The organism is Nocardioides sp. JS614 (assembly GCF_000015265.1).
Taxonomy (GTDB): Bacteria; Actinomycetota; Actinomycetes; order Propionibacteriales; family Nocardioidaceae; genus Nocardioides.
The window spans coordinates 1,697,801-1,718,265 of the sequence record NC_008699.1; the positions used below are offsets into that span (position 1 = coordinate 1,697,801).

General features: G+C 69.2%; 20 protein-coding genes. 5 read left to right on the top strand and 15 right to left on the bottom strand.

Annotation, left to right across the window (positions count from 1 at the left end):
* Positions 1-39: 39 nt before the first annotated feature.
* Entirely contained in the window at positions 40-1,353 is a 1,314-nt protein-coding gene (locus tag NOCA_RS09505; protein WP_041546434.1) for a sensor histidine kinase, read from the top strand.
* A gap of 95 nt (positions 1,354-1,448) precedes the next feature.
* On the opposite strand, the gene NOCA_RS09510 is transcribed toward NOCA_RS09505, so the two are convergent.
* The 10 genes from NOCA_RS09510 to NOCA_RS09555 form a co-directional block, all read right to left on the bottom strand.
* Positions 1,449-1,895, bottom strand: a complete 447-nt coding sequence (locus NOCA_RS09510; protein ID WP_041546435.1) for a hypothetical protein — start codon at positions 1,893-1,895, stop codon at positions 1,449-1,451.
* Positions 1,896-1,921: 26 nt separating this feature from the next.
* Complete coding sequence (locus tag NOCA_RS09515) at positions 1,922-2,710, bottom strand: COG4705 family protein (protein ID WP_238383446.1); 789 nt, start codon at positions 2,708-2,710, stop codon at positions 1,922-1,924.
* A gap of 80 nt (positions 2,711-2,790) precedes the next feature.
* Positions 2,791-4,254 carry a hypothetical protein gene (locus tag NOCA_RS09520; RefSeq protein ID WP_041546437.1) on the bottom strand — a complete coding sequence of 488 codons (1,464 nt, stop codon included), beginning with the start codon at positions 4,252-4,254 and terminating at the stop codon, positions 2,791-2,793.
* 156 nt (positions 4,255-4,410) lie between these two features.
* Positions 4,411-5,187, bottom strand: a complete 777-nt coding sequence (locus NOCA_RS09525) for an alkaline phosphatase family protein (protein ID WP_049774287.1) — start codon at positions 5,185-5,187, stop codon at positions 4,411-4,413.
* A gap of 248 nt (positions 5,188-5,435) precedes the next feature.
* Entirely contained in the window at positions 5,436-6,170 is a 735-nt protein-coding gene (locus tag NOCA_RS09530; protein WP_238383447.1) for a polyprenol monophosphomannose synthase, read from the bottom strand.
* A 230-nt stretch (positions 6,171-6,400) separates the two neighbouring features.
* A complete protein-coding gene (locus NOCA_RS09535) occupies positions 6,401-9,094 on the bottom strand; it encodes an ABC transporter permease (protein ID WP_011755066.1) in 2,694 nt (897 codons plus the stop codon).
* Positions 9,091-9,693 (bottom strand): ABC transporter ATP-binding protein, encoded by a 603-nt coding sequence (locus NOCA_RS09540; protein ID WP_238383448.1) that lies wholly within the window; start codon positions 9,691-9,693, stop codon positions 9,091-9,093. Before NOCA_RS09540 ends, NOCA_RS09535 begins: the two co-directional genes overlap by 4 nt.
* Positions 9,694-9,812: 119 nt before the next feature.
* Entirely contained in the window at positions 9,813-10,556 is a 744-nt protein-coding gene (locus tag NOCA_RS09545; RefSeq protein WP_011755068.1) for an ABC transporter ATP-binding protein, read from the bottom strand.
* A gap of 3 nt (positions 10,557-10,559) precedes the next feature.
* On the bottom strand, positions 10,560-11,039 hold the full coding sequence (locus tag NOCA_RS09550) for a hypothetical protein (protein WP_049774288.1): 480 nt from the start codon (positions 11,037-11,039) through the stop codon (positions 10,560-10,562).
* 403 nt (positions 11,040-11,442) lie between these two features.
* Positions 11,443-11,766: a PepSY domain-containing protein gene (locus tag NOCA_RS09555; protein WP_011755070.1), complete on the bottom strand. Its 324-nt coding sequence runs from the start codon at positions 11,764-11,766 to the stop codon at positions 11,443-11,445.
* Between the two features lie 124 nt (positions 11,767-11,890).
* Here NOCA_RS09555 and NOCA_RS09560 point away from each other — a divergent pair, with 124 nt between their 5' ends.
* Positions 11,891-12,589 carry a response regulator transcription factor gene (locus NOCA_RS09560; RefSeq protein WP_011755071.1) on the top strand — a complete coding sequence of 233 codons (699 nt, stop codon included), beginning with the start codon at positions 11,891-11,893 and terminating at the stop codon, positions 12,587-12,589.
* Positions 12,590-12,633: 44 nt separating this feature from the next.
* Complete coding sequence (locus NOCA_RS09565; RefSeq protein WP_158305652.1) at positions 12,634-13,944, top strand: sensor histidine kinase; 1,311 nt, start codon at positions 12,634-12,636, stop codon at positions 13,942-13,944.
* A 127-nt stretch (positions 13,945-14,071) separates the two neighbouring features.
* On the opposite strand, the gene NOCA_RS09570 is transcribed toward NOCA_RS09565, so the two are convergent.
* On the bottom strand, positions 14,072-14,503 hold the full coding sequence (locus NOCA_RS09570; protein WP_011755073.1) for a hypothetical protein: 432 nt from the start codon (positions 14,501-14,503) through the stop codon (positions 14,072-14,074).
* A 161-nt stretch (positions 14,504-14,664) separates the two neighbouring features.
* Here NOCA_RS09570 and NOCA_RS09575 point away from each other — a divergent pair, with 161 nt between their 5' ends.
* Entirely contained in the window at positions 14,665-15,342 is a 678-nt protein-coding gene (locus NOCA_RS09575) for a response regulator transcription factor (protein ID WP_011755074.1), read from the top strand.
* A complete protein-coding gene (locus NOCA_RS09580) occupies positions 15,339-16,706 on the top strand; it encodes a sensor histidine kinase (protein ID WP_011755075.1) in 1,368 nt (455 codons plus the stop codon). The genes NOCA_RS09575 and NOCA_RS09580 overlap by 4 nt, the downstream gene beginning before the upstream one ends.
* A gap of 237 nt (positions 16,707-16,943) precedes the next feature.
* Here the strand turns inward: NOCA_RS09580 and NOCA_RS09585 are convergent, their stop codons facing one another.
* The 4 genes from NOCA_RS09585 to NOCA_RS27805 form a co-directional block, all read right to left on the bottom strand.
* Positions 16,944-18,050, bottom strand: coding sequence for a tyrosine-type recombinase/integrase (locus tag NOCA_RS09585; protein ID WP_011755076.1), 1,107 nt, complete (start codon positions 18,048-18,050; stop codon positions 16,944-16,946).
* Positions 18,051-18,540: 490 nt separating this feature from the next.
* Positions 18,541-18,876, bottom strand: coding sequence for a carboxymuconolactone decarboxylase family protein (locus tag NOCA_RS09590; protein ID WP_011755077.1), 336 nt, complete (start codon positions 18,874-18,876; stop codon positions 18,541-18,543).
* A 197-nt stretch (positions 18,877-19,073) separates the two neighbouring features.
* Positions 19,074-20,015 carry a cation diffusion facilitator family transporter gene (locus NOCA_RS09595; RefSeq protein WP_011755078.1) on the bottom strand — a complete coding sequence of 314 codons (942 nt, stop codon included), beginning with the start codon at positions 20,013-20,015 and terminating at the stop codon, positions 19,074-19,076.
* Positions 20,012-20,335 carry an antibiotic biosynthesis monooxygenase family protein gene (locus tag NOCA_RS27805; protein WP_011755079.1) on the bottom strand — a complete coding sequence of 108 codons (324 nt, stop codon included), beginning with the start codon at positions 20,333-20,335 and terminating at the stop codon, positions 20,012-20,014. The genes NOCA_RS09595 and NOCA_RS27805 overlap by 4 nt, the downstream gene beginning before the upstream one ends.
* Positions 20,336-20,465: the final 130 nt, after the last annotated feature.

A 20,465-nucleotide genomic window follows, 5' to 3' on the forward strand; every position in this document is an offset into this window, starting at 1 on the left:
GTCGAGCCGGGGACGCCCCAGGGGGGCTGGGGGCGACGCGTGCTGGCCCCGGTGCGGGTGCGCGTCACTCTTGCCGCGACCAGCGTGGCCCTGGTGGTCGGAGTCGTCGGTGCGGTGCTCTTCGTGGCATCCCTGCACCGCGACCTGGAGCGTGCGCTGGTCGCCTCGGCCCGCCAGCAGGTGGAGACGATCACCGCGCAGCTCGAGAACGGTTCCACCCCGGCGCAGGCGGCCGTCACGGCGCGCGACGACGTGATCACCCAGATCCTGTCACCGAGGGGCGAGATCATCGGCAGCGACCATCCGAAGATCTCGACGCGGCTGCGGGACTCAGCGGGGGTGTCCACCTCGGTCCAGGTGACAGGGCTCGACGACACCTATGTCGTCGTCGCCGCTGTGGCACCTTCGGGTGAGCTGGTCACCGTTGCACACTCCCAGGAGCAACTCGCTCAGGCGAGGAGGACGGCGGAGACACTGTTGACCGTCGCACTGCCGCTCGGGCTCGCCCTCTTGGCGGCTGCGGTGTGGCTGGCGGTGGGACAGGCTTTGAGGCCCGTGGAGTCGATGCGTCGGGAGGCCGCGCAGATCACCACCGCACACCAGGACCGACGACTGCCGGTGCCGCAAGGCGGCGATGAGATCTCCCGGTTGGCGTTGACACTGAACCAGATGCTCGAGCGCATCGGTTCCTCCCAACGTGCCCAGCGCCAGTTCGCCTCCGACGCCTCCCACGAGCTGCGCTCACCGCTGGCCGTGATCCGCCAGCTCGCCGAGGTCGCGCGCCGGCACCCCGACCAAGCTGACGTCGTCACCTTGACGAACGAGATCCTGGCTGAGGAAGGGCGCATGGAGGAACTGGTGGCCGCGCTCCTGACGCTGGCGAGGCTCGAGGACCGGGATCCAGCCACGAGCCACCTGGTCGATCTCGATGACGTGGTGCTCGCTGAGGTGAAGCGTGCCCGTCCGGCCAGCGGTCCGGAGATCGATGCGACCGGCGTAGGGGCAGGGCAGGTCCGTGGCGAGGAGGTCCTCTTCGGGCAGGTGGTCCGCAACCTGCTCAGCAACGCCCTACGCCACGCACGCTCCCGCGTCCAGGTGTCCCTCGACGAGGTGGACAGCCGGGTGCGCCTGGTGGTCGCCGACGACGGCCCAGGCATCCCTGTCTCCGAACGCGAGCGCGTCTTCGGGCGGTTCGTCCGCCTCGACGATGCACGCGCGCGCGACGAAGGTGGCGCAGGTCTGGGGCTCGCGATCGTCGAGAGGGTCGTCACCGGCCTGCAGGGGTCGGTCGCCGTGGATGAGGCCCCCGGTGGAGGAGCCAGGTTCACCGTGACGCTGCCCGCAGCCGGCTGACCTTGCTGGGTCACGCCGCACCGTCCGGCAAACGGAAGTGCCGCGTCCGCCGATCGGCGGACGCGGCACGTGCGCCCGTGTGCGGCGGGAGGGGCTCAGCTGGCGCCGGCGCTGGCTCCGTGGCCGACCACGGTGACCGGGACGCCGAGGTGGCCCAGCCGGTGTTGCAGGTCCTGGTGCAGACGCACCGTGAGCGCGTGTTCATGGACCGCGAGCATGATCTCGTCGATCGGCTCCGCGTTCAGCACGTGCTCCAGGGTGTCCATCGGGTCGTGCTGGACCGAGACCGAGCCGACCACGTGGCCTCCGGCGGCCCGTTCGAGCTCTGGCAGTGCCGCCCGCAGCACCTGTTCTGCCGCGGCTGCCTTGTCGTGGCGTTCGGGGTGGAGGAGGTGGACCTCGGCGCGGGCCGGGTTCGGGATGACGACACGGAACTGTGCCGGGGACTGCGCCGTCCGTTGCTTGATCGCCTCGAGCAGCTCGGGGTTGGGGTCGGCCGTGTCGGTGACGATTAGGACGCGATGGGGGTGGGTGTCGTTCACGGGTTTCTCCTTGTCCAGGTTGTGGGTCAGGCCTCGATGAGCCGCGGTTCTTCCTCGGTGCGGTCCACCTTGGTGATGCTCAGATAGACCACGGTGGCCGTGATGGCGCCCAGGAAGAGCACCGAGGTCCACAACGTGCCGAGGCCGAGCCCGCCCTCGGCGCGAGGAGCGGACAGGAAGTCGCCGATGTTGGCGCCCAGCGGTCGGGTGAGGATGTAGGCCAGCCAGAAGGACAGCACCGGCCCCATCAGGCCGGTTCGCCACCCGAGGAAGACGGCGGCGATGAGACCCGCGGGGAGCAGGATCGAGGGGCCGGGGCCCCAGCCGGTGAGGTCCAGCGTCCAGTCGCCGACGGCGGTGCCCAGGGCGAAGGTCACGAGCACCACCAGCCAGTACCAGGCCTCACGTTGGGTGGTGTTGATCGAGTGGATCGACAGCGTGCGCTCACGGGCGTACCAGAGGCTGAAGACGACGGCGAGGAGGACCGAGAAGGTCACCGAGCTGATCCACAGAGGTACGCCGCGCGCGTCGGTGAGGTTGTCGGTGAGCAAGGTGCCCACCACGCTGATCAGCACCACAGTGAGCCAGTAGATCCAGGGGACGTAGCGCGGCTGCCGGAACTGGATGACCAGCGCGACGACGAGGGCGGCGCCGAAGAGCAGCGTGGTGTTGGTCAGGCCGAAGCCGAGGGTCTCGTTGATGTAGTCGGCGAAGCTCTCTCCCACTGTGGTGCAGAGGATCTTGATGACCCAGAACCAGAAGATGACCTCGGGGACCTTGTTCGCCAGACGGCGAGTGACGGTGTCGGTGCTCATGCGGGCAACCATGACGGTCTCGACCTGACTCTCACCTGAACCGGCGACGACGCGGTGCCGCGTGAATCTCGCCGCCCCGGTCATCGGGCGCAGAGCGCGGGACTCGGAACCCGGGCCAGGACTCGTGCGGCAGTGTCACGAAGCCAGACCTGGTGACCGCAGATGATGGCTGCGACGTGGTAGTGCTGCTGCAGGGCGGAATCCAGGGCGCCGTTCGCGTCGAGCCCCCAGGCGTGCTCCTGATCCCACTGGAGGAACCAGGTGGGTCCGTCGGCCGCGCGGAGGCGATCGCTGAGCAAAACCAGGTTCGGGTCGAGCGTGCGCAAGGGCAGGCTCCACGCATAGGGATAGGCCGGGGCCAGACCCGAGGCCTGGAGCACGTTGGCATGGGTATAGGCCACGGTCAACGTGTCGCCAGGGCGGGCTGAGTCCGCGATCCATCGGGCGGTCGCCGCCACTGTGCTGGGGGCTCGCACGTCGCGATAGGCCACCACCACGGCGGTGCCAGCGGTCAACGCGACCGTCACGACCACGAGGACGCGGAGGATCCGATGTCCCTGCCGCGCTACGGGCGACCCGGCCGTCCCATCGGGACCCATGGGCGGAGCCGTGACCGTGAGGGCGGCGGCGAGCGAGGTCATGGGGATCAGCGCGATCAGGTAGTGGCTCCAGTAGTTGCCGCCAGCAGCGATGCCGGCGAGCGCGGACACGGTCGCGGCGGCGATCGCGAGAGTCAGGGGGTCGGGGCGTCGCAGTCGGCGTACGTTGGTCGCGAAGGCCACGGTCATCACCACCAGCAGGCCGCAGAGCACGCCCGCGACGGCGAGGTTGTCGAGCCGCGTCAGCGGAGCGTGGAACGACCACGACGCCATCACGGCCGCAGCGTCGGCGCGGAAGCCGTACATCGCGTACAGCATCGCGCCGAGACGGTGCTGGGCGCTCGCCCACCACAGCACAGTCCCGGCCGCGGTGAGCGCACCAAGGGTGAACCACCCTGCCACCTTCACCGCATCAACCCGGCGCCGACGGCTCGTCACGGCGGTGCCGGTCAGCAGCACGGCCGCGAAGACCAGGGCATCAAGGAAGTTCTGCTTGGTCAGCACCGCCGCCAACGCCATGCCTCCGGCGAGAAGACCCAGCGCCCGCGAGTGCCGCGGCCGATGCGCGCCGTACAGGGCGTGCATCGTCGCCGCCACCGAGGTCATCACCGCCGCCGACGCGACGAGCTCGCCGTTGAGCTGCTGGGCGCCAATGAGGGGACTGCAAGCGAACGCGAAGGCGGTCCAGGCACCCCAGCCCGAGGCCCGCCGTCGCACCGCCGCGGCCGCCCAGCCCGCGGCGGCCACCAGCGCGACCGCGACGGCCAGGGCGACGATTCGCGCGCCGTAGGGACCCAGGTGCGCGGCCAACGCGAGCACCGCGATCAGGCCCGGAGGGCGGTCCACCCACAGCGGTCCGTACAGGTACCGACCCGGAACGCCCCAGTGCTGGGCGACCGCGAGGAAGCCGCCCTCGTCGTCACCCAGCCGCGTGCTGAGGAACATCGCATGCGCCACAGCAGTCGCCAGGCAGGCGGCCGCCACCGGATGGGTTCGAACCCAGTTCACCGGGGAGGGGTGCCGCCCCGACCCCCGCATCGGCAGATCCGCCGGCGCGGTGACGGCATCGCTTCGCGAGAGCTCTGTGGTCATGTCATGTCACTAGGGGGCCGTCTTCAGCCCGAAGGCGCTGAGCAGGGAGGGGGCGCCGGCGGCCTGGTTCAACGGGGCGCTGCCGCTGACCTCCGAGAGCGACCGGGACAACGAGAGATGGTTCAGCGGCTCGGTCACGACCTTGCCGTGAAGGGCGGGGTTGGCCACCAGGGTCAAGACGTTGTTGCCGTGGTGGCGGTCGTCCTCGTCCGCGGTCACCACGATGGCCAGGTGACCGGACTTCCAGTCGGGTCCCTCCGTCAGCGGGGTGATCTGCTTGGACAGCCAGGCATCCGCTGAGGCCAGGGAGCAGTCGTGGGCGTCGTTGCACAGGTCCGGGATCACCAGCGACACCGTCGGGAGTCGGCCGCTGGTGGTCGCCGACGGCAGGGCGTCGAGGGCGACGTCGTACTGCTGGCACAGGCTGCGCTCGTCCACGAAGTAGGTCCACGGGTTGTGCCTGACGGCGTAACGGGTTCCGCCGTTGGTCAAGGCGCAATTCTCGGGCATCCCCTCGGCGTACACCGCCGCCGTGTGGCCCGCGCGCACCGCCTTTCCGAGCACGGTCGGGCCACGCAGGACATGGGCCTCGGGGTTGCGGTCATCGGTCACCCCCTGGGTCGACCCGCTCACGATCGCGAGGTAGTTGGGCAGCGACGGGTGGGTCATCGCGGTGTAGCCGGTGGCATGACCGTAGGTCGTCGCCAACGCGTAGGTGAACGGCATCCGGTCACGCATCTGGTCCAGCGAGTGGTTCTCCACGATGAACACCACGACCTTGCTCACCCTCGACGCGTGTCCCGTTGTTGCCGGGGCTGGCGACCTCGTCACCCTCGGGGACCTCGTCGGGGGAGGGGACATCGTTGCGCTGGGGCTGATCGCCAGAGACAAGGGCGCGTTCGTCGCCTCAGCCGATGGCTGGGGCGAGCCCGTGTTTCCCGCGCACCCCGCAACCAGCAGAGCCGCTACGCTCACCCGCCCGATCGATCCCCCGAGTCTGCGCAGCCGGCCAGACCGGACGCCACCTCGACCCGTCATCGCCCTGCCACCGCATGCGGCACCTGCCCACGGCGCGTGTCCCGGCCGCCCCGGTAATCCCGGACACGCCAGAGCAGCACCCTGACCATGGCCTCGAGGACGATGCGGGCCGACATCTTCGACGCCCCCCGGGCACGGTCCACGAACGTGATCGGGACCTCGCCGACCCGCAGACCCTGACCCACCGCACGCCAGGTGTTCTCGACCTGGAAGCAGTAGCCGTTGGACTCCGAGCTCACCGCACCGATCCTGGCCAGCGCCTCGGACCGGAAGGCCTTGAACCCGGCCGTCGCGTCACGAACCGGCAGGTCCAGTACAACGCGGACGTACAGGTTGCCGCCGCGGGAGATCAGCCGACGTAATACCGGCCAGTTCCGGACCGCGCCGCCGGGCACATAGCGCGAGCCCACCACGACATCGAAGTGGGCGAGCCCCTTCAGGAGTGCCGGGATCCGCTCGGGCGGGTGAGAGAAATCGGCGTCCATCTGCACGACCGCTGCGTACCCACGGCTCAACGCCCACCGAAAGCCAGCCCGGTACGCCGGCCCCAGACCCGCCTTCGCCGGCCGGTCCAGCACGTGCACCCGATCCCCGAAGGCCGGGTGCGCCCGGACGATGCCAGCCGTGCCGTCGGGGCTGCTGTCGTCCACCACCAGCACATCGGCCGAGGTTGAAGCGAGCACACCGTCGATCAGCGACCCGATGTTCTCGGCCTCGTCGTAGGTCGGCACCACGACCAGCTCACTCCCCGGACCACCTGACGCCGAGGGAGCCTGAACGGCTTCGGCACGAAGGTTCACCGCACACTCGTTCCGCCGCCTCCGGCGCGAGATCACAGGCATGCGCTCATGATCAGAGGCCGTTGCTGAACCCAGCCTGAACAACCGGGATGCTGCTCGTGTGACCGATCATCGCTGGGCGTGCGGGTTGAGACGCGGCAATGCGGCGGGCCCTGCCGACCTCAGTCGCGTTCACGCAGATCCGCGACGGTAGTGCTGGCGCTGAGGCGCGAAGCAACGGCGCTGGCTGCCGCGACGGCGGCGAGAGCCGCCACAGCTATGGACGTCAGGTAGGCCCAGGGGATCGCGAGCGCTGCTGGCGGTGGGTCGAAGACTCCGGAGAGCACCTTGACCAGCATCCGGCTCATTGCCCACCCGATGAGCCCTCCGGCGGCCAGGCCGATCGCGCTGGTAACGGCGGCTTCGCTGACGGCGAGTTTGACGAGCTGCCGGCGTCGGGCGCCGAGCGCCGAGGCGATGGCGAAGGTGCGTCGACGTTCGGCGAGTTGTAGGCCGGTGACCAGAGTCGCGGCCGCCAATACGAGGATGGCTGCGAGGGCGAGCTCGACACGGGTGAGTCCGCGCAGGTCGACTGCGGTCAGGCTGGATCCGATCAGACCGCGGGTCTGGGTGATGTCGGTGACCACGGCCGAGGTGCCCAGCTCCTTGCGCACGCTGGAGGCGACGGCGCGCTCCTGCCCTGGCGTGGTGTCGATGAGCAAGGTGCTGGTGGAGGGGTCGTGGGTCTGCTGGGCGACGTAGGAGGCGTTGGTCACGAGGAAGCTGTCCTTGGGGGCGGTCGGGAACTCGTTGGCGACGCCGACATAGGTGAATTGCACCGGCCGCAGGCTCCCGGTCGCGCCGTCGCGCAGCCGCAGGGTGAGGTGGTCGCCGAGGGCGAGGTTGAAGTCGGTGACGGTCTCGGCGCTGACCAGCACCCCGGAGGGGGTGTCGTGCAGGCGGGTGAGGATCTGGCTGGCGGTGCCGCCCTGGAAGTAGGCGCTCTGGAGCGTGGTGACCGTGGGAATGGTTTGGGTGTTGATGCCGTAAAGGTCCTGGAGGTCGTTGCCGACGTAGGCGAACCGGTGCTGCATCGGTTCGACGTGACGCACGCCGTTCAGCGTGTCGAGCTGTCGTGCGCGGGCGTGCACGGTGGCAGGGTCGGCAGCGGGTCCGGAGGCGGGGAAGGCCACCTGCACGTCCGCGCCGTTGGTGAGCTGGGCGTCGACCTCGGCCTGCTGGGCGTAGGTGCTGTTGAAGGTGGCGGCGGAGATCGCGAAGGCGACGGCGAGGGCGAGCAGGGTCGAGGCTCGGGCGATGACTCCTCGGTTGCGGACGATCCCGGCGACAACGGTGGAGGTGATCCGCCGGTTCAGCGGTGACAGGGCCTTGGTCAGCGGTCCTCGCCCGTGTCGCAGGAAGAGGGACGCGCCGTCGCGGGTCACGAGATAGGCCCCCATCCACAGGAGGGCGGGGGCGGCGAAAGCCCAGTAGCTGATCGACAGCTTGGGCACGCCTTCGGGGGCGAGTACGAGGGCGTACTTGTTGCGCGAAGTGGCCCAGAACACCAGTCCGGCTCCCGCAAGTAGGACCAGGGCGATCGCGAGTCCGGCGTACCGGGGTCGAGCGCCGGCCCGGTCGACCTGGCGCCGGCTGTCGGCGACGGTGAGGGTGCGCAGGTCTCGTGCGGCGGGCAGAAGGTAGCAGGCTTGGGCGGTGAGGAGACCGACGGTGCCGATGACCACGAGCCACACGACGCCGGCGGTCACCGTCGCGCCGAAGGTGATGCTGTGCAGGGCGAGTCGGCCGGCGAGCATGGCCACGCCGAGCCCGAGAAGCGTGCCCAGCGCTCCGACACACGCGGCTTCGGCGGCGACGAGGCTCAGGACCGTCCGGTGCCGAGCGCCTCGCAAACGCAGTAGGGCGAGCTCGGCGCGGCGGCGGTCACCGCTGGAGCCGACCACCACGGCGGTCAGCAGGGCCGCCAGGATTGCGGCGGGGGCGCCGAGGAACAGGAAGAGGATTTGGGAGTACGCCGCGTCCTCGCGGGCCGCGTCCAGGGCGGCGCCGAGGTTGTTGCCCACCTTCACCGAGCCGGCGAGGTCGGCTTCGAGGTTGTTGGCGTCGGCCAGTGTCGCGGCGTAGGCGGACGCGGGGTCTGCGGGCAGGTGGTCCTCCAGCGCGACATGCAGCTGCACCTTGGGAGTGACACCGGAGGAGGCGGCCAGTCGTTGTGCGACTGCGTCGGGCAGGAGCACCACATTGTCCGGGGGCGCCAGTGGCTGCGACTGGGGTGGGGCTCCGACCTTCTGGAACAGTGAGTCCGCCTGGGGGAGCTCCACCACGCCGTCGACGGTGACGGTGGCTGGCCGGTCGCCCCAGAGCAGAGTGATGTCCTGGCCCGGTTTCACGTGCAGGTTCGCGGCGGTCTGTTGCGCGAGGAGCACGCCGGTGTCGGCGCCGACGAGGGTTCTGACCGCAGCGGGGAAGTCGTGGGTGTAGGTCGTCGGGAGGCCGAGGACGGCGGCCTTGCCGGTCACTTGGCGGGTTCCGTCGGTCGTCGCCTCGATCCCGCGTGCGGTGAAGAAGTGGACCGGGTCGACCGTGGTCACGTCTCCACGGGCGGTGAGGGTATCGGTGACGCGGGTGGCGTCGGCGGGGTTGTCGAGGGCGACCTGCCAGTCCACGGCGACGCTGCTGGCCGCACGGGCGGTCATCGTGGCCCGTGAGGCGCTGATGAACATGGCGAGGAACGCCAGGGTGGTGACCGTCAGGACAACCCCGGCGGTCGCGGCGAGGAAGCGGCCTCGGCGTCGCCGGGTCGAGCCGGAGATCCAAGTCAGGTGCTGGCGCACCCCCTCCCGCACGAGGGTCATCGCGGCTCCTGCGTCAAGCGACCGTCGAGGATCGGCCAGGTCGTCGCGAGCCGGTCGGCGATGCGAGGGTCGTGGGTGGCGACCAGCAGGGGGGCGCCCAGTTGATGGGCGGTATGGAGGAGAAGGTCGGTGACGACCAGTGCGTGGTCGAGGTCGAGCCGTCCGGTGGGCTCGTCGGCGCAGATCAGTCGGGGCCTGCCGGCCAGGACACGGGCCACGGCCACGCGTTGAGCCTGCCCACCGGAGATCTCCTCCGGCAGGGCACCGGCCAGACCGTCGAGCTCGAGGTCGCGCAGCGCCGCGTGCGCGAGGTCGCGCGCCACCGCGGTAGGCATTGTCCCCTGCAGCAGCAACGGCAGCTCGACGTTCTCCACCACGGACAGTGCGGGCACGAGGCTCGGCGCCTGGAACACCACACCGATCTGGTGCCGCACGGGGAGTGATCGGTCCAGTCCGGGCCAGCTGATCTGCCCGGAGGTCGGTGCCACCAGGCCAGCGACGAGGTGCAGAAGGGTCGACTTGCCTGATCCCGACGGCCCGCAGACGGCGGTCGTGTCGCCCGGCAGGAGGCGAGCTGTCGCCTCCACGAGGGCGTGCACGGCGGCTTCCCGGCTGCCATAGGTGACCGATACCTCGCTGATCTCGACAACGGCCTCCACTGGAGGCGGAGCCGGGTCGAACGCCGGGCGCCGTGCACTCGGGTTTTGCGTCGTGGCCCTCATCGCCCGACGACCTGTCCGTCGTCGAGGCGAACGACGCGGTCGGCCCCGGCCGCGACGGCGTCGCTGTGGCTCGCCACGATCACCGCGACGCCCTGGCGGGCCACCGACCGCAGGAGTTCAATGAGGGAGGCCTCGGTGTCGGCGTCGAGCTCACCCGTGGGCTCGTCGGCCACCAGGACGAGGGGAGCGCCGGTGAGGGCGACAGCGAGCGCTGCCCGGGCGGACTCACCTCCCGACAGCTGCTCGGGCCAGGCGTCCAGCCGACCTTCGATCCCGAGACGCGCCGCCGTTGCTGACCACGACCTCCCGGCCTCGTCATTCGCGGCGAGGGTGGTGTGCCGGCCGGTGCGTGCGAGGTGGGCGGCGAGCCGCAGGTTGTTGCCGACGCGAAGGTGGCTGAACAGGTTCCCCGACTGCGCCATCACTCCGACGTAGCGGGCGCGAATGCGGTCCCGGTCGCGCTGGGACCGGTAGTTGATCCGTTCCCCGGCGATGCGGACGGTCCCGCCGGAAGGCTCGTCCATCCCCGTCAGGCACGCCAGCAGCGTCGACTTGCCCGATCCCGACGGTCCGGCGACGACTACGAACTCGCCCGCATCCACGTGGAGGCTCACGCCACGCAGCGCGAGGGTCTCCTCCTCTCCGGATCTGAAGAAGCGGTAGACGTTCTCCGCAGCCACCGCGTGTGCTTCACGGTCCGGGTCGGCCGGCGGGTGGATGGTGACGCTCGAGCTGGTCATGGGTCACTTCCAGCGCACCGAGTCGCTGACCAGCCGCCACGGGTCGACGTTGTCGGCCCCGGTGGGCCCCGCGAGGGTGAGCACCGCCTCGACGCCGTCCTTGAAGTAGACGTACCGTTCGAACGCGTCGGTCACCGTCTTGCCAGTCACCTCGTCCTTCGGTCCGTCGGCCTTGAAGGTCGCCAGGATGGCGGTGGTCCCGGCGCGGTCGACGCTGGACACCTCACCGCCGGAGAAGTTGCTCAACGACCTGCGGAGCTGCGGCAGGTCGTCGTTCTTGACCGTGTCCTTAGTGGGCTTCCTGGTAGCGCCGAGCACCTCCAGCTGGATCGTGTTGAGCTTGTCGGTGAAGCTCACGCCGTTCGCGGTGTCGGACTGCGCCCAGCCTTCGGGAACCTTGATCGTCACCCGCCCCGAGGCGTCGGTGTAGTTCACGAACACCTGGTCGTCGGGAATGTCACCGGGCGGGCTGTACTCCTTCACCGTCCCCGATCCCGAGCTTGCACCCGAGTTCGACGACGACGACCCTCCGCACCCGGCAAGCAGCACGGACAGCGCGAGGAGGCACGCGGTGAATGCCGCGGTGGCGGTTGTTGCTCGCCACTGACCACGAGCTGGCGATGACGTGGCAGGGGTCGAGGGGTACTGCGATGGGTTCATGGGGTGGGCCTTCGCGCGGTGTGGACCAGAGTCGTTGGGGACTGCTGGATCCATGGTGCGAGGGACCCGCTGTGAACATCCTGAGAGCGGCGCAGGCTCAAGGCACCGGCGAACCGGTTACCGGCCGAGCCGCGCGCAGAGAACACCGCGCTGAGCGTTTGGTGGTCCATTCAGCACAGCAGCAGGGGTGCGGCCGAAGCCGCACCCCTGCTGTCATAGGCGTGGATCAGTTGTCGCCGGAGTCGCTGTCGCCCTCGATGACGACGACCTGGTAGTTCTCGTCCAGTCGGACGTCGACGGTCGTGCCGTCGGACTTGGTGACCTCGACCTCGTAGGTCGCACCGTTCTCGCTGTCGGTCTCTACGCTGTTCGCGGTCCCGCCGCCGGTGGCCGCCAGGGCCGCCTCCGTCGCCTTATCGGCCTGCCTCTGGGTGTACTGGTGGCTCGCCGGACCGTCGTCACCGCCGCTGGTTGCGACAGCAACACCACCCCCGGCGACCGCCAGGACGGCACCTACTCCGGCCGCGGCAACAATCGTTCGCTTTCGCATGACTCTCCTCTCTCAATCTGCATGGTCGAAACCAGCCTGCACGAGCCTTGCTGAAGCCACCCTGAAGCATCTGAATTTGTTGTGACTTCAGGGAGCGTTCAGCGGCGGCTGAGATGCTGGCCACGTGCGGATCTTGGTGGTCGAGGACGACAAGCAGCTGGCGGCTGCGCTGCGGCGTGGGCTGGAGTCCGAGGGCCACGCCGTGGATGTCGCTCTGACCGGTACCGACGGTGAGTGGTATGCCAGCGAGAACACCTACGACGCGATGGTGGTGGACGTGATGCTGCCTGGCCTCACAGGTGACGCCCTGTGTGCCCGGCGTCGGGAGTCAGGTGACTGGACTCCCATCCTGATGCTCACCGCACGCAGCGGGCCCGAGCAGGAGGCACGTGCGCTTGACGCAGGGGCGGACGACTTCTTGTCCAAGCCGTTCTCGTTCATGGTCCTGACCGCCCGGCTGCGGGCGCTGCTGCGGCGAGACAGTCGCGAGCGGCCCACCGTGCTGGAGGTCGGAGACCTGCGCCTGGATCCGGCGCTCCACCGGGTGTGGCGAGGGGACACGTCAATCGACCTGACTCCCAAGCAGTTCTCCCTGCTGGAGTTCATGATGCGCCACGCCGACCACATCCTCTCCAAGTCGATGATCTTGGAGCACGTCTGGGACTTCTCCTACGACGGACATCCCAACATCGTCGAGGTCTACGTACGCCAGCTGCGGCAGCGCATCGACGAGCCGTTCCAGCGATCCTCCTTGCAGACTGTCCGCCTGGTCGGCTACCGGGTCGTCGACGACCTGGCGCAGCCGGGAACGGCCGCGAAGTGATGGGCAGGCTGAGCTTGCGAGCTCGAGCCACACTGCTCGGCACCGTGGTGTTCGCCGTGCTCCTTGCTGTCGGCTCTGTGTTGTTGGTCTCGACGCTGGAGAGCCGGTTGACCGCCACATCCGACCAATTGTCCCAATCGCGGGTCGATGACCTGCTGACCCTGGCCCGCCGTGGGGCACTGCCGACGAGCCTGCGGAATGTCGACGACAACGGTGTGGCTCAGGTCGTCAGGACTGACGGGACCGTGGTGGCCGCGTCACCCAATGTGGCAGGCCAGCCCGCGGTGGCGGCGCTGCATCCCGGTGAACGCGCCGAGACCAGTACCTTCCGGGCGCCCGACGACACGGAGACTGAGACGTACCGGTTCTGGTACGCCTCCGGCCCAACTCCGGATGGAACGGTCACCGTCTATGTCGGCGACAGTCTCGAGACGGTCTCGGAGGCGTCCCGGGCTCTGCGCTGGGCGCTGGGAGTCGGCGTGCCCATGGTCGTGGTCCTGCTCGGGATAGCGATCTGGCTGCTCCTGGGCCGGGTGATCGGGCGCCTGGACCAGATCCGGGCCGAGGTCGACCGGATCTCGGAGGAGAACCTGGACGCCCGCGTGGCCGGCGACGGCGTCGACGACGAGGTCGGTCGCCTTGCCGCGACGATGAACGCGATGCTCGAGCGTCTCGACGCGGCCGCGCGGCGGCAGCGCGACTTCGTGGCCGATGTGTCCCACGATCTCCAGAGCCCGCTGGCCGCGCAGCGAGTCGCACTCGAGGTGGCCCTCACGACACCGGACACTGTCGATGCCGTTCGTCTGCGCGACGATGTGCTGGGCGCGACCGCCGACATGGAGCGCCTCGTAGCTGACCTGCTCGTCATCGCCTCGGTGGACGCCAGAACTGACCCCGCAGCCGAGTTGATGGACCTGGACAGCGTGGTCCTCGAGGAGGCCGCACGCGCTCGGGTCAGTGCGGCCGTCGAGGTGGACACGTCTGCCGTCTCGGCGGCGCCGACGTACGCCGATCCGGGCGATGTCCGCCGCGTCGTCCGCAACCTGGTGGAAAACGCTCTCGCCCACGCTGACAGCCGGGTCGGGCTGTCCGTCGACCTGGCCGAAGTCGGCCCCGGCCCGTGGGCAGAGCTCCTGGTCATGGATGACGGGCCCGGCGTGCCGGCGGAGCACCGGGACCGGATCTTCGACCGCTTCTACCGGGCCGACACCGCTCGGCCTCGTCACGGCAGCGGATTGGGTCTGTCGATCGCCCGCGAGCTCGCCGAGCGAAACGGCGGAACCCTCGACCTGGTCGTCACGGAGCCGGGCGCAACATTTCGGTTGAGGCTCCCGGGGTCTCGGGAGGCCGCGTAGGCGCGAGACCACGTCCTCGACCGTCTGGTCGGCGGCGCCGAAGCGAGTGGCCCCGCCGCTGGTCGCGGCGGGGCCACTCGGGTTGCCGACGTCGCTCGACCATGGCGATCTACGGGGGATCGATCACTCAGTTCGTCTCGCCGGACTCGTCGGCGTCCTGGTGCCCGGGCTCGTTTGGGTTGGCGTCGGGGCCCTGGTCCGGCCCGTCGTTGGCCTCCTCGGCGCCCTCGGCGCCCTCGGCGCCCTCGGCGCCCTCGGGGCCCTCGGCCTCGCCGGACTCGTCGGCGTCCTGGTGGCCGGGCTCGTTGGGGTTGGCGTCGGGGCCCTGGTCCGGCCCGTCGTTGGCCTCCTCGGCGCCCTCAGTGCCCTCGGCCTCGGTCGCGTCATTGACATCGCCGTCACCGTCGGACTGGTCGGACGGCTGAACCTGGTCGGGGGCCGGCCCGGTGTTGCTGGAGTCGGCGTTCGCCGTGGCGAGCCCGCCGATGCCCAGGCCACCGACGACCGCGGCGGCCGCGAGGACGGCGGCGTTGCGCCGGAACGGGTTCGTGGTCTTCACGGTGGGTTTCCTCCTGGTGTCTAGGTCGGCTGGTCGCGACCTCGTGACATCAGCGTGCGGGAGGGGTGCTGTGAGGACGCTGAGACCTCCTGAGAGCCGTCCTCAGCGTCCTCACAACCCTGATCGCTCAGACTGGGACCACGGGATCTGGAGGTACGCGCGTGCGGGTGTTGATGGTAGAAGACGAGGTGCGACTGGCCGAGACGGTCAGCCGCGGCCTGCGGGCCGAGGGCTTCGTCGTCGACACGATCCATGACGGGGCCGAGGGCCTGGCCGAGGCGCAGCTCCGTGACTACGACGTGATCGTGCTGGACATCATGCTGCCCTCGATGAACGGCTACGACGTGTGCCGTGAGCTGCGCAAGGCCGGGGTGTGGGTGCCGATCCTGATGTTGACGGCCAAGGATGGGGAGTACGACGAGGCGGATGCCCTCGACCTGGGTGCCGACGACTACCTGACCAAACCGTTCTCCTTCGTCGTCCTGGTCGCTCGGTTGCGAGCACTTGTCCGCCGAGGTGCCCCGAAGCGTCCATCGGTCCTGACTGTGGGTGACCTGACACTCGACCCCGCGACGCGGATGGTCGGCCGGGGTGGGACCGAGATCGCCTTGACGCCCCGGGAGTTCGCGCTGTTGCACTTCTTGATGCGCCACCCAGGTGAGGTGCTGTCCAAGACCGCGATCGTGCAGAGTGTGTGGGACTTGAACTACGACGGGGACGAGAACGTCGTCGAAGTCTATGTCGGCTACCTGCGTCGCAAGATCGACCAGCCCTTCGGCACCACCACGATCCAGACCATGCGCGGGGCCGGCTACCGGCTGCTGGGTGACGGCGTATGAGACGACCGAGGCCCCGCGCGCGCAGCGTGCGGGTGCGCGCCACCGCCGCGGCCACGCTGGTTGTGGCGATCTTCCTCGCCGCAGGGGCGATCGGCTTCGCTCTGCTGCAGCGGCACCAGCTGCAGACCACCGTCGTCGACGCCGCTCGCCAGCAGGCCGAGGACCTCTCACGCCAGGTAGCCACAACGACACCGTCCGGCGCGTTGAGCACGGGTGAAGGCGACCAGTCCCTGGTCCAGGTCATCGACGCCCGGGGGAGGGTCATCGCGTCCAGCCCGTCCGTCGACGGGGAGCAACCCATCCTGGTGATCCAGCCCGACCTAGGGACGACCCAGACCCGCATCACCAATTCCCTGCCCATCGGTGAAGGGAACGACTTCGTCGTGGTCGCTCGGGGCGCATCGACCCCCGACGGACCAGTCACGATCCTGGTCGCCCAGAGCTTGGAGCTGGTCAGCGAGTCGACTGCCATCATCGTGGGACTGCTCATGGTGGGCTATCCGCTGGTCCTGGTGGCGGTGGGGGGCACCTCGTACTGGCTCGTCGGTCGAGCTCTTGCGCCGGTCGAGCGGATCCGCAGCCGCGTGGCCACCATCCACGGCACCTCGAAGGCCACCGACCGCGTGCCCGTCCCCGACACGCACGACGAGATCAGCCGCCTCGCCGAGACCATGAACGCGATGCTCAGCAGGTTGGAGGCCGCCAGCGCCAGCCAGCGGCAGTTCGTGGCCGACGCCTCGCACGAGCTGCGGAGCCCGCTGGCCACCATTCGGGCTGTCCACGAGATCGCGGTGCTGCACCCGGACGCCCAGGACTGGGACCAGGCGAACCGCGAGGTCCTGGGGGAGCTGGACCGCGTCGACCGGCTCGTGGCCGACCTTGTGCTGCTCGCCCGAGCAGACGAACGCGGAATCCCGGTCACCCTCGAGGAGGTCGATCTCGACGACCTCCTCCACCAGGAAGCCGATCGCCTGCGACGACTGCATAGTCTGGACATCGTCCTCCACGCGCCGCCGGTGCGAGCGGTCACCGACCGCCACCAGCTCGCTCGTGCGCTGCGCAACCTCACCGACAACGCGGCTCGCCACTGCAAGTCCCGAGTCGAGCTGCGTCTCAGCGAAGCCAACGGATCCGCCACGATCGAGGTGACCGACGACGGCCCCGGGATCCCCCCGACCGACCGGATCCGCGTCTTCGACCGGTTCGTACGTTTGGACCAGAGTCGCGCTCGGTCCCAGGGAGGCACGGGCCTCGGGCTATCCATCGCCCGTGAGATCTCCGTCTCCCTCGGGGGGGCCCTTGACCTGGTCGACAGCGAGGTCGGTGCCCGATTTTCACTGAAGATCCCACTGGCACCAGAGTGAGGTCGTCCGACACGCGGGGGGGGGGGGGGGGGGACCGCGTGCGAGGGGACCTCAGGCCCTCCCAACTCAGCTGACTTGACCGGACGTCCAGCGTGCGCATCCCACGTGAATGAGCGCCAAGGGGCGCGCGGATATCCATCCGCGACTCCTCTTGCGCGTCAGTCCGCGGACGAAGCTCGTGAGGCCGGTCGCCCAATCCGCGTTCATCCAGACGGTCGCGGGCCGGTGGGAATCGGGTCAGGAATTGCGGATGCGGTTGAGGGCGTCGAGGTTCTTGGCGTCGGCGTCGGGAAGGGCATGCAGGTATTTCTGGGTGGTGGTGATCTGGGCGTGGCCCATCCGGTCCATGACGGACTTGAGGTCGGAGCCGCCTGCGAGGAGCCAGGATGCGTGTGCGTGGCGGAGGTCGTGGACGCGGACGTCGAAGTCGACTCCGGACGCTCGTATGGCGGGCAGCCAGACGCGGGTGCGGAACGTGTTGCGTGAGATCGGGGTTCCCTCGCGGGTCGCGAACAGCAGATCATCTAGCCGGAGCCGCCGGGTGGTGATCCAGTCGGCGAGCTGATCCACGAGGTCTGCCGGGAGGCCCATGGTGCGGGCCTCGTTGTCCTTGGGGTAGGGCTTAGTGAGCATCCGGTGGCCGGTGGGGGAGTTCTTGATCGAAACCTCCACGACTGTCTCTTCGACCGTCAGTTGGCGCTTGATGAGGTCGAGGTGACGGGGCTTGAGCGCGATGAGCTCACCCCACCGGAGGCCGGTGTTGATGGCGGTCTCGACCATCAGCCGATGCTGTTCGGGGAGGGCGGTCAGGATGGCGACGTACTCCTCGGGCGTGAGCGTGCGGGCCTTCTTCTTGACCACCTTCGGGAGCTCAGTGTGGACGCAGGGGTTGAAGGTGACCACCCGGTCGCGCAGGGCTCGTTCGAACACCGAGTGCAGCATCGTGTGGTACTTCCGCACACTGGCGGGCGAGAGGCCGTGCTCGGTGGCGGTGGTGACCCAGCGCTGGATCTCCGAGGGCAGGATCTTGCCCATCGGCCGGCGTCCGAAGGTGGGGATGAAGTGCCTGTCGAGGTAGGAGCGGTAGGCGGCCAAGGTGGAGGTCTCGACGTGCTTGGACGGCAGCCACACGGTCTCGACGTACTCGGCGAAGGTGACCTGACCGCGGGAGTGGTCGTGCCACGCGCCCTCCCTGACCTTGGCCTCCTCCCGGTGGGCGGCGCGTTCGGCGGCACGCCGGGAGGAGAAGGTGCCAGCGGAGCGTTGCCGTCCCTCCGGGTCGCGGTAGCAGGCAACGAACCGTGTGTCGCCGTCGTCGGTGACCCGGGTCTTGATCCACGCCATGGCGCCTCCCCAAGAGGTCTGAGAATTGATGTCCGCACAGTGTCCGCAAACGTTGCCCCGAAGGCCGGCGAAGGCGAGCGAAGAGTCGCGGAAACAGATTTTGCGTCTGACCTGGGACTTTACCCTTACATACCGCTCCAGTCGAGCGGGGTGTGAGGCATTGTGTGAGCCAGATACGGCACTCATAACCCAGAGGTCGCAGGTTCAAATCCTGCCCCCGCTACAAATGTGATGTCTCAGGACATCGGAAATCCGGTGAACCGACAGGTTCGCCGGGTTTCGTCATTTTCGGGTGGGTCCTTGGGGGTGCTCCGGTGGGCTGGTAGTCCCGACTGGGGTCGAGGGTCAGCTCGCGGAGGAGTTCGCCGGTGGCTCCGGCCGAGTGGGCAGAGTTCACCGCCTCGGCTGCGGCCACGCCCAACCCAAGAAGAGCGCCCTGCCGATCTTCCGCCGGATGCTCAGCAGCCACGCACGCGCACTCCAGGCGTCGTCACTTCTCCGCGTCGGACATGGCGGAGATCGCCAGCGTCGAGTGCGCGTAGGCGCCGCCCGCGCGCATCTCGGCGGCCACCCAGATGGCCTCCATGACCTCCTCGGGCCGGGCGCCCTTGCGCACCGCGAGCTTGGTGTGGCCCTCGATGCAGTAGGGGCACTGCGTGGTGTGCGCGACCGCCACGGCGATCAACTGCTTGGTTTTCTCGTCGATGGCCCCCTCGGCGAAGACCGCCTTGCTGAAGCTCGTGAACGCGTCGTGGATCCCGGGCGCGAGATCCTTGCGGCGCCGGTGCTCCTCGGGCGTGGTCCGGTGGTAGAGCGCTTCGGTCACTGCTTGCCTCCTGGGTCCTTGTTCGGTTGTTGCTTCAGTCCTATCTCGCCGCCGCGGCGCGGGCTCGTGCAGGCCCGAGTCCGTGGGGCGGTCCCGTAGTCGAACAGGGACAATTGCTCGCCAGGCGCGGTGCCCACGCGTGCGGGCGGACCAGGTCAGCGAGTTCTTCCTGGTCGACTGCGGCGCCCGTGGTTCGATCAGGTGGAGACCATGGGCTTCGGCGGCCGGGACGGTTCCAGCTCGACGACGCAGTGTGCGGCCTCCGCGATCCCGTCGTGGACGCGTCGCCGGACCTCTGCGACGATCCGCTCGCCCGCGGCGACGGTGGTGTCGGCGGCGACGGCGAGCCGGATCCCGGCATGGAGCTGCTCGGGGCCGACGTACTCGGCCTGGACGTCGATGACGTCGAGGATTCCCGGCACCGAACCGGCCGTCGCTTGCAGCCGGTCGAGGTACTCCGGATCGGGGGAGCGGCCGAGGAGCAGCGAGTAGTTGATGCGGAAGATCTTCACCGCCTCGTAGGCGATCACGGTGGCGACCACGATCGCCGCGATCGGGTCCGCGAGCGGCACCCCGACCGCCAGCAGCACGGTGCCGACGAGCGCGGCGGCCAGGCCGAGCTGATCGTTGATCAGCTCCTGGGTCTGCGCTCGGGCCGCGGCACCCCGCTCGTGGCGGCGCAGCAACCCGATCAGGGGTACGGCGGCGGCCAGGGCCGAGACCAGCAGGACGGCGATGGCCAGCCACAGGTTGGAGTACTCGGCCTCGTCGGCGCTGAAAAGGGCCGGCACCGCCTCGATGTAGAGCTGGTAGCTGGTGAAGGAGATGAACAGCGTGGCCGCCACCAGTGCCGCGACGTTCTCCGCACGCCCGTGCCCGAACCGGTGCTCGCGATCCGGCACGCGGCCGGCCACGTACACCGCCACCAGCAAGAAGCCGGACACGAACAGGTCCGAGAGCGTGTGCATGGCCTCGGCGAACAACGCCATCACGCCGGTGACCAGGTATGCGGCCAGCTTCATCGCCAAGATGCCCAGGTACACGCCGACCGAGATCTTCAGGGCCCGGAGGTCCCCTGCCCTCCGGGCCACGGCGGAGGTCGTGGCCACCGGTGGCCCGGTGACCGCGATGGCGGTCATGACCGGTCTTCCAACGAGCAGGACTCCGGGAGCACCTCGTCGACGACCTCGAAGAACGCCGGCTCCGGCCGGCCCTGCAGCAGCGGCTCGACCTCGTCCCACATCTGCTGACGTTCCGGCGAGGTGTGCATCGCCATGAACGTCAGCTCGCTGGCGTGCTCGACGACGGCCGCGTAGGAGCCGTCCGCCGAACGCAGCAGCCGCCGCAAGACGAACCCCGGGAAGTCCCGGTACACCTTGTTGGAGCGCTCGAACCACTCGACGAATGCCGCCTCACGACCCTCGACCAGGGCGGGGAAGCGGACCAGGTTCACAAACATCCTGCTGTCCTTCCTGTGCTGTTCCGATGCTTCGTGACGAGGCTAGGAAGCCCGGAGCGCGACGACCTTGACCCGGATCAAGGAGGTCCAGATTCGCGAGATCCGATGACGTCCTCGCTGTTCGAGTGGT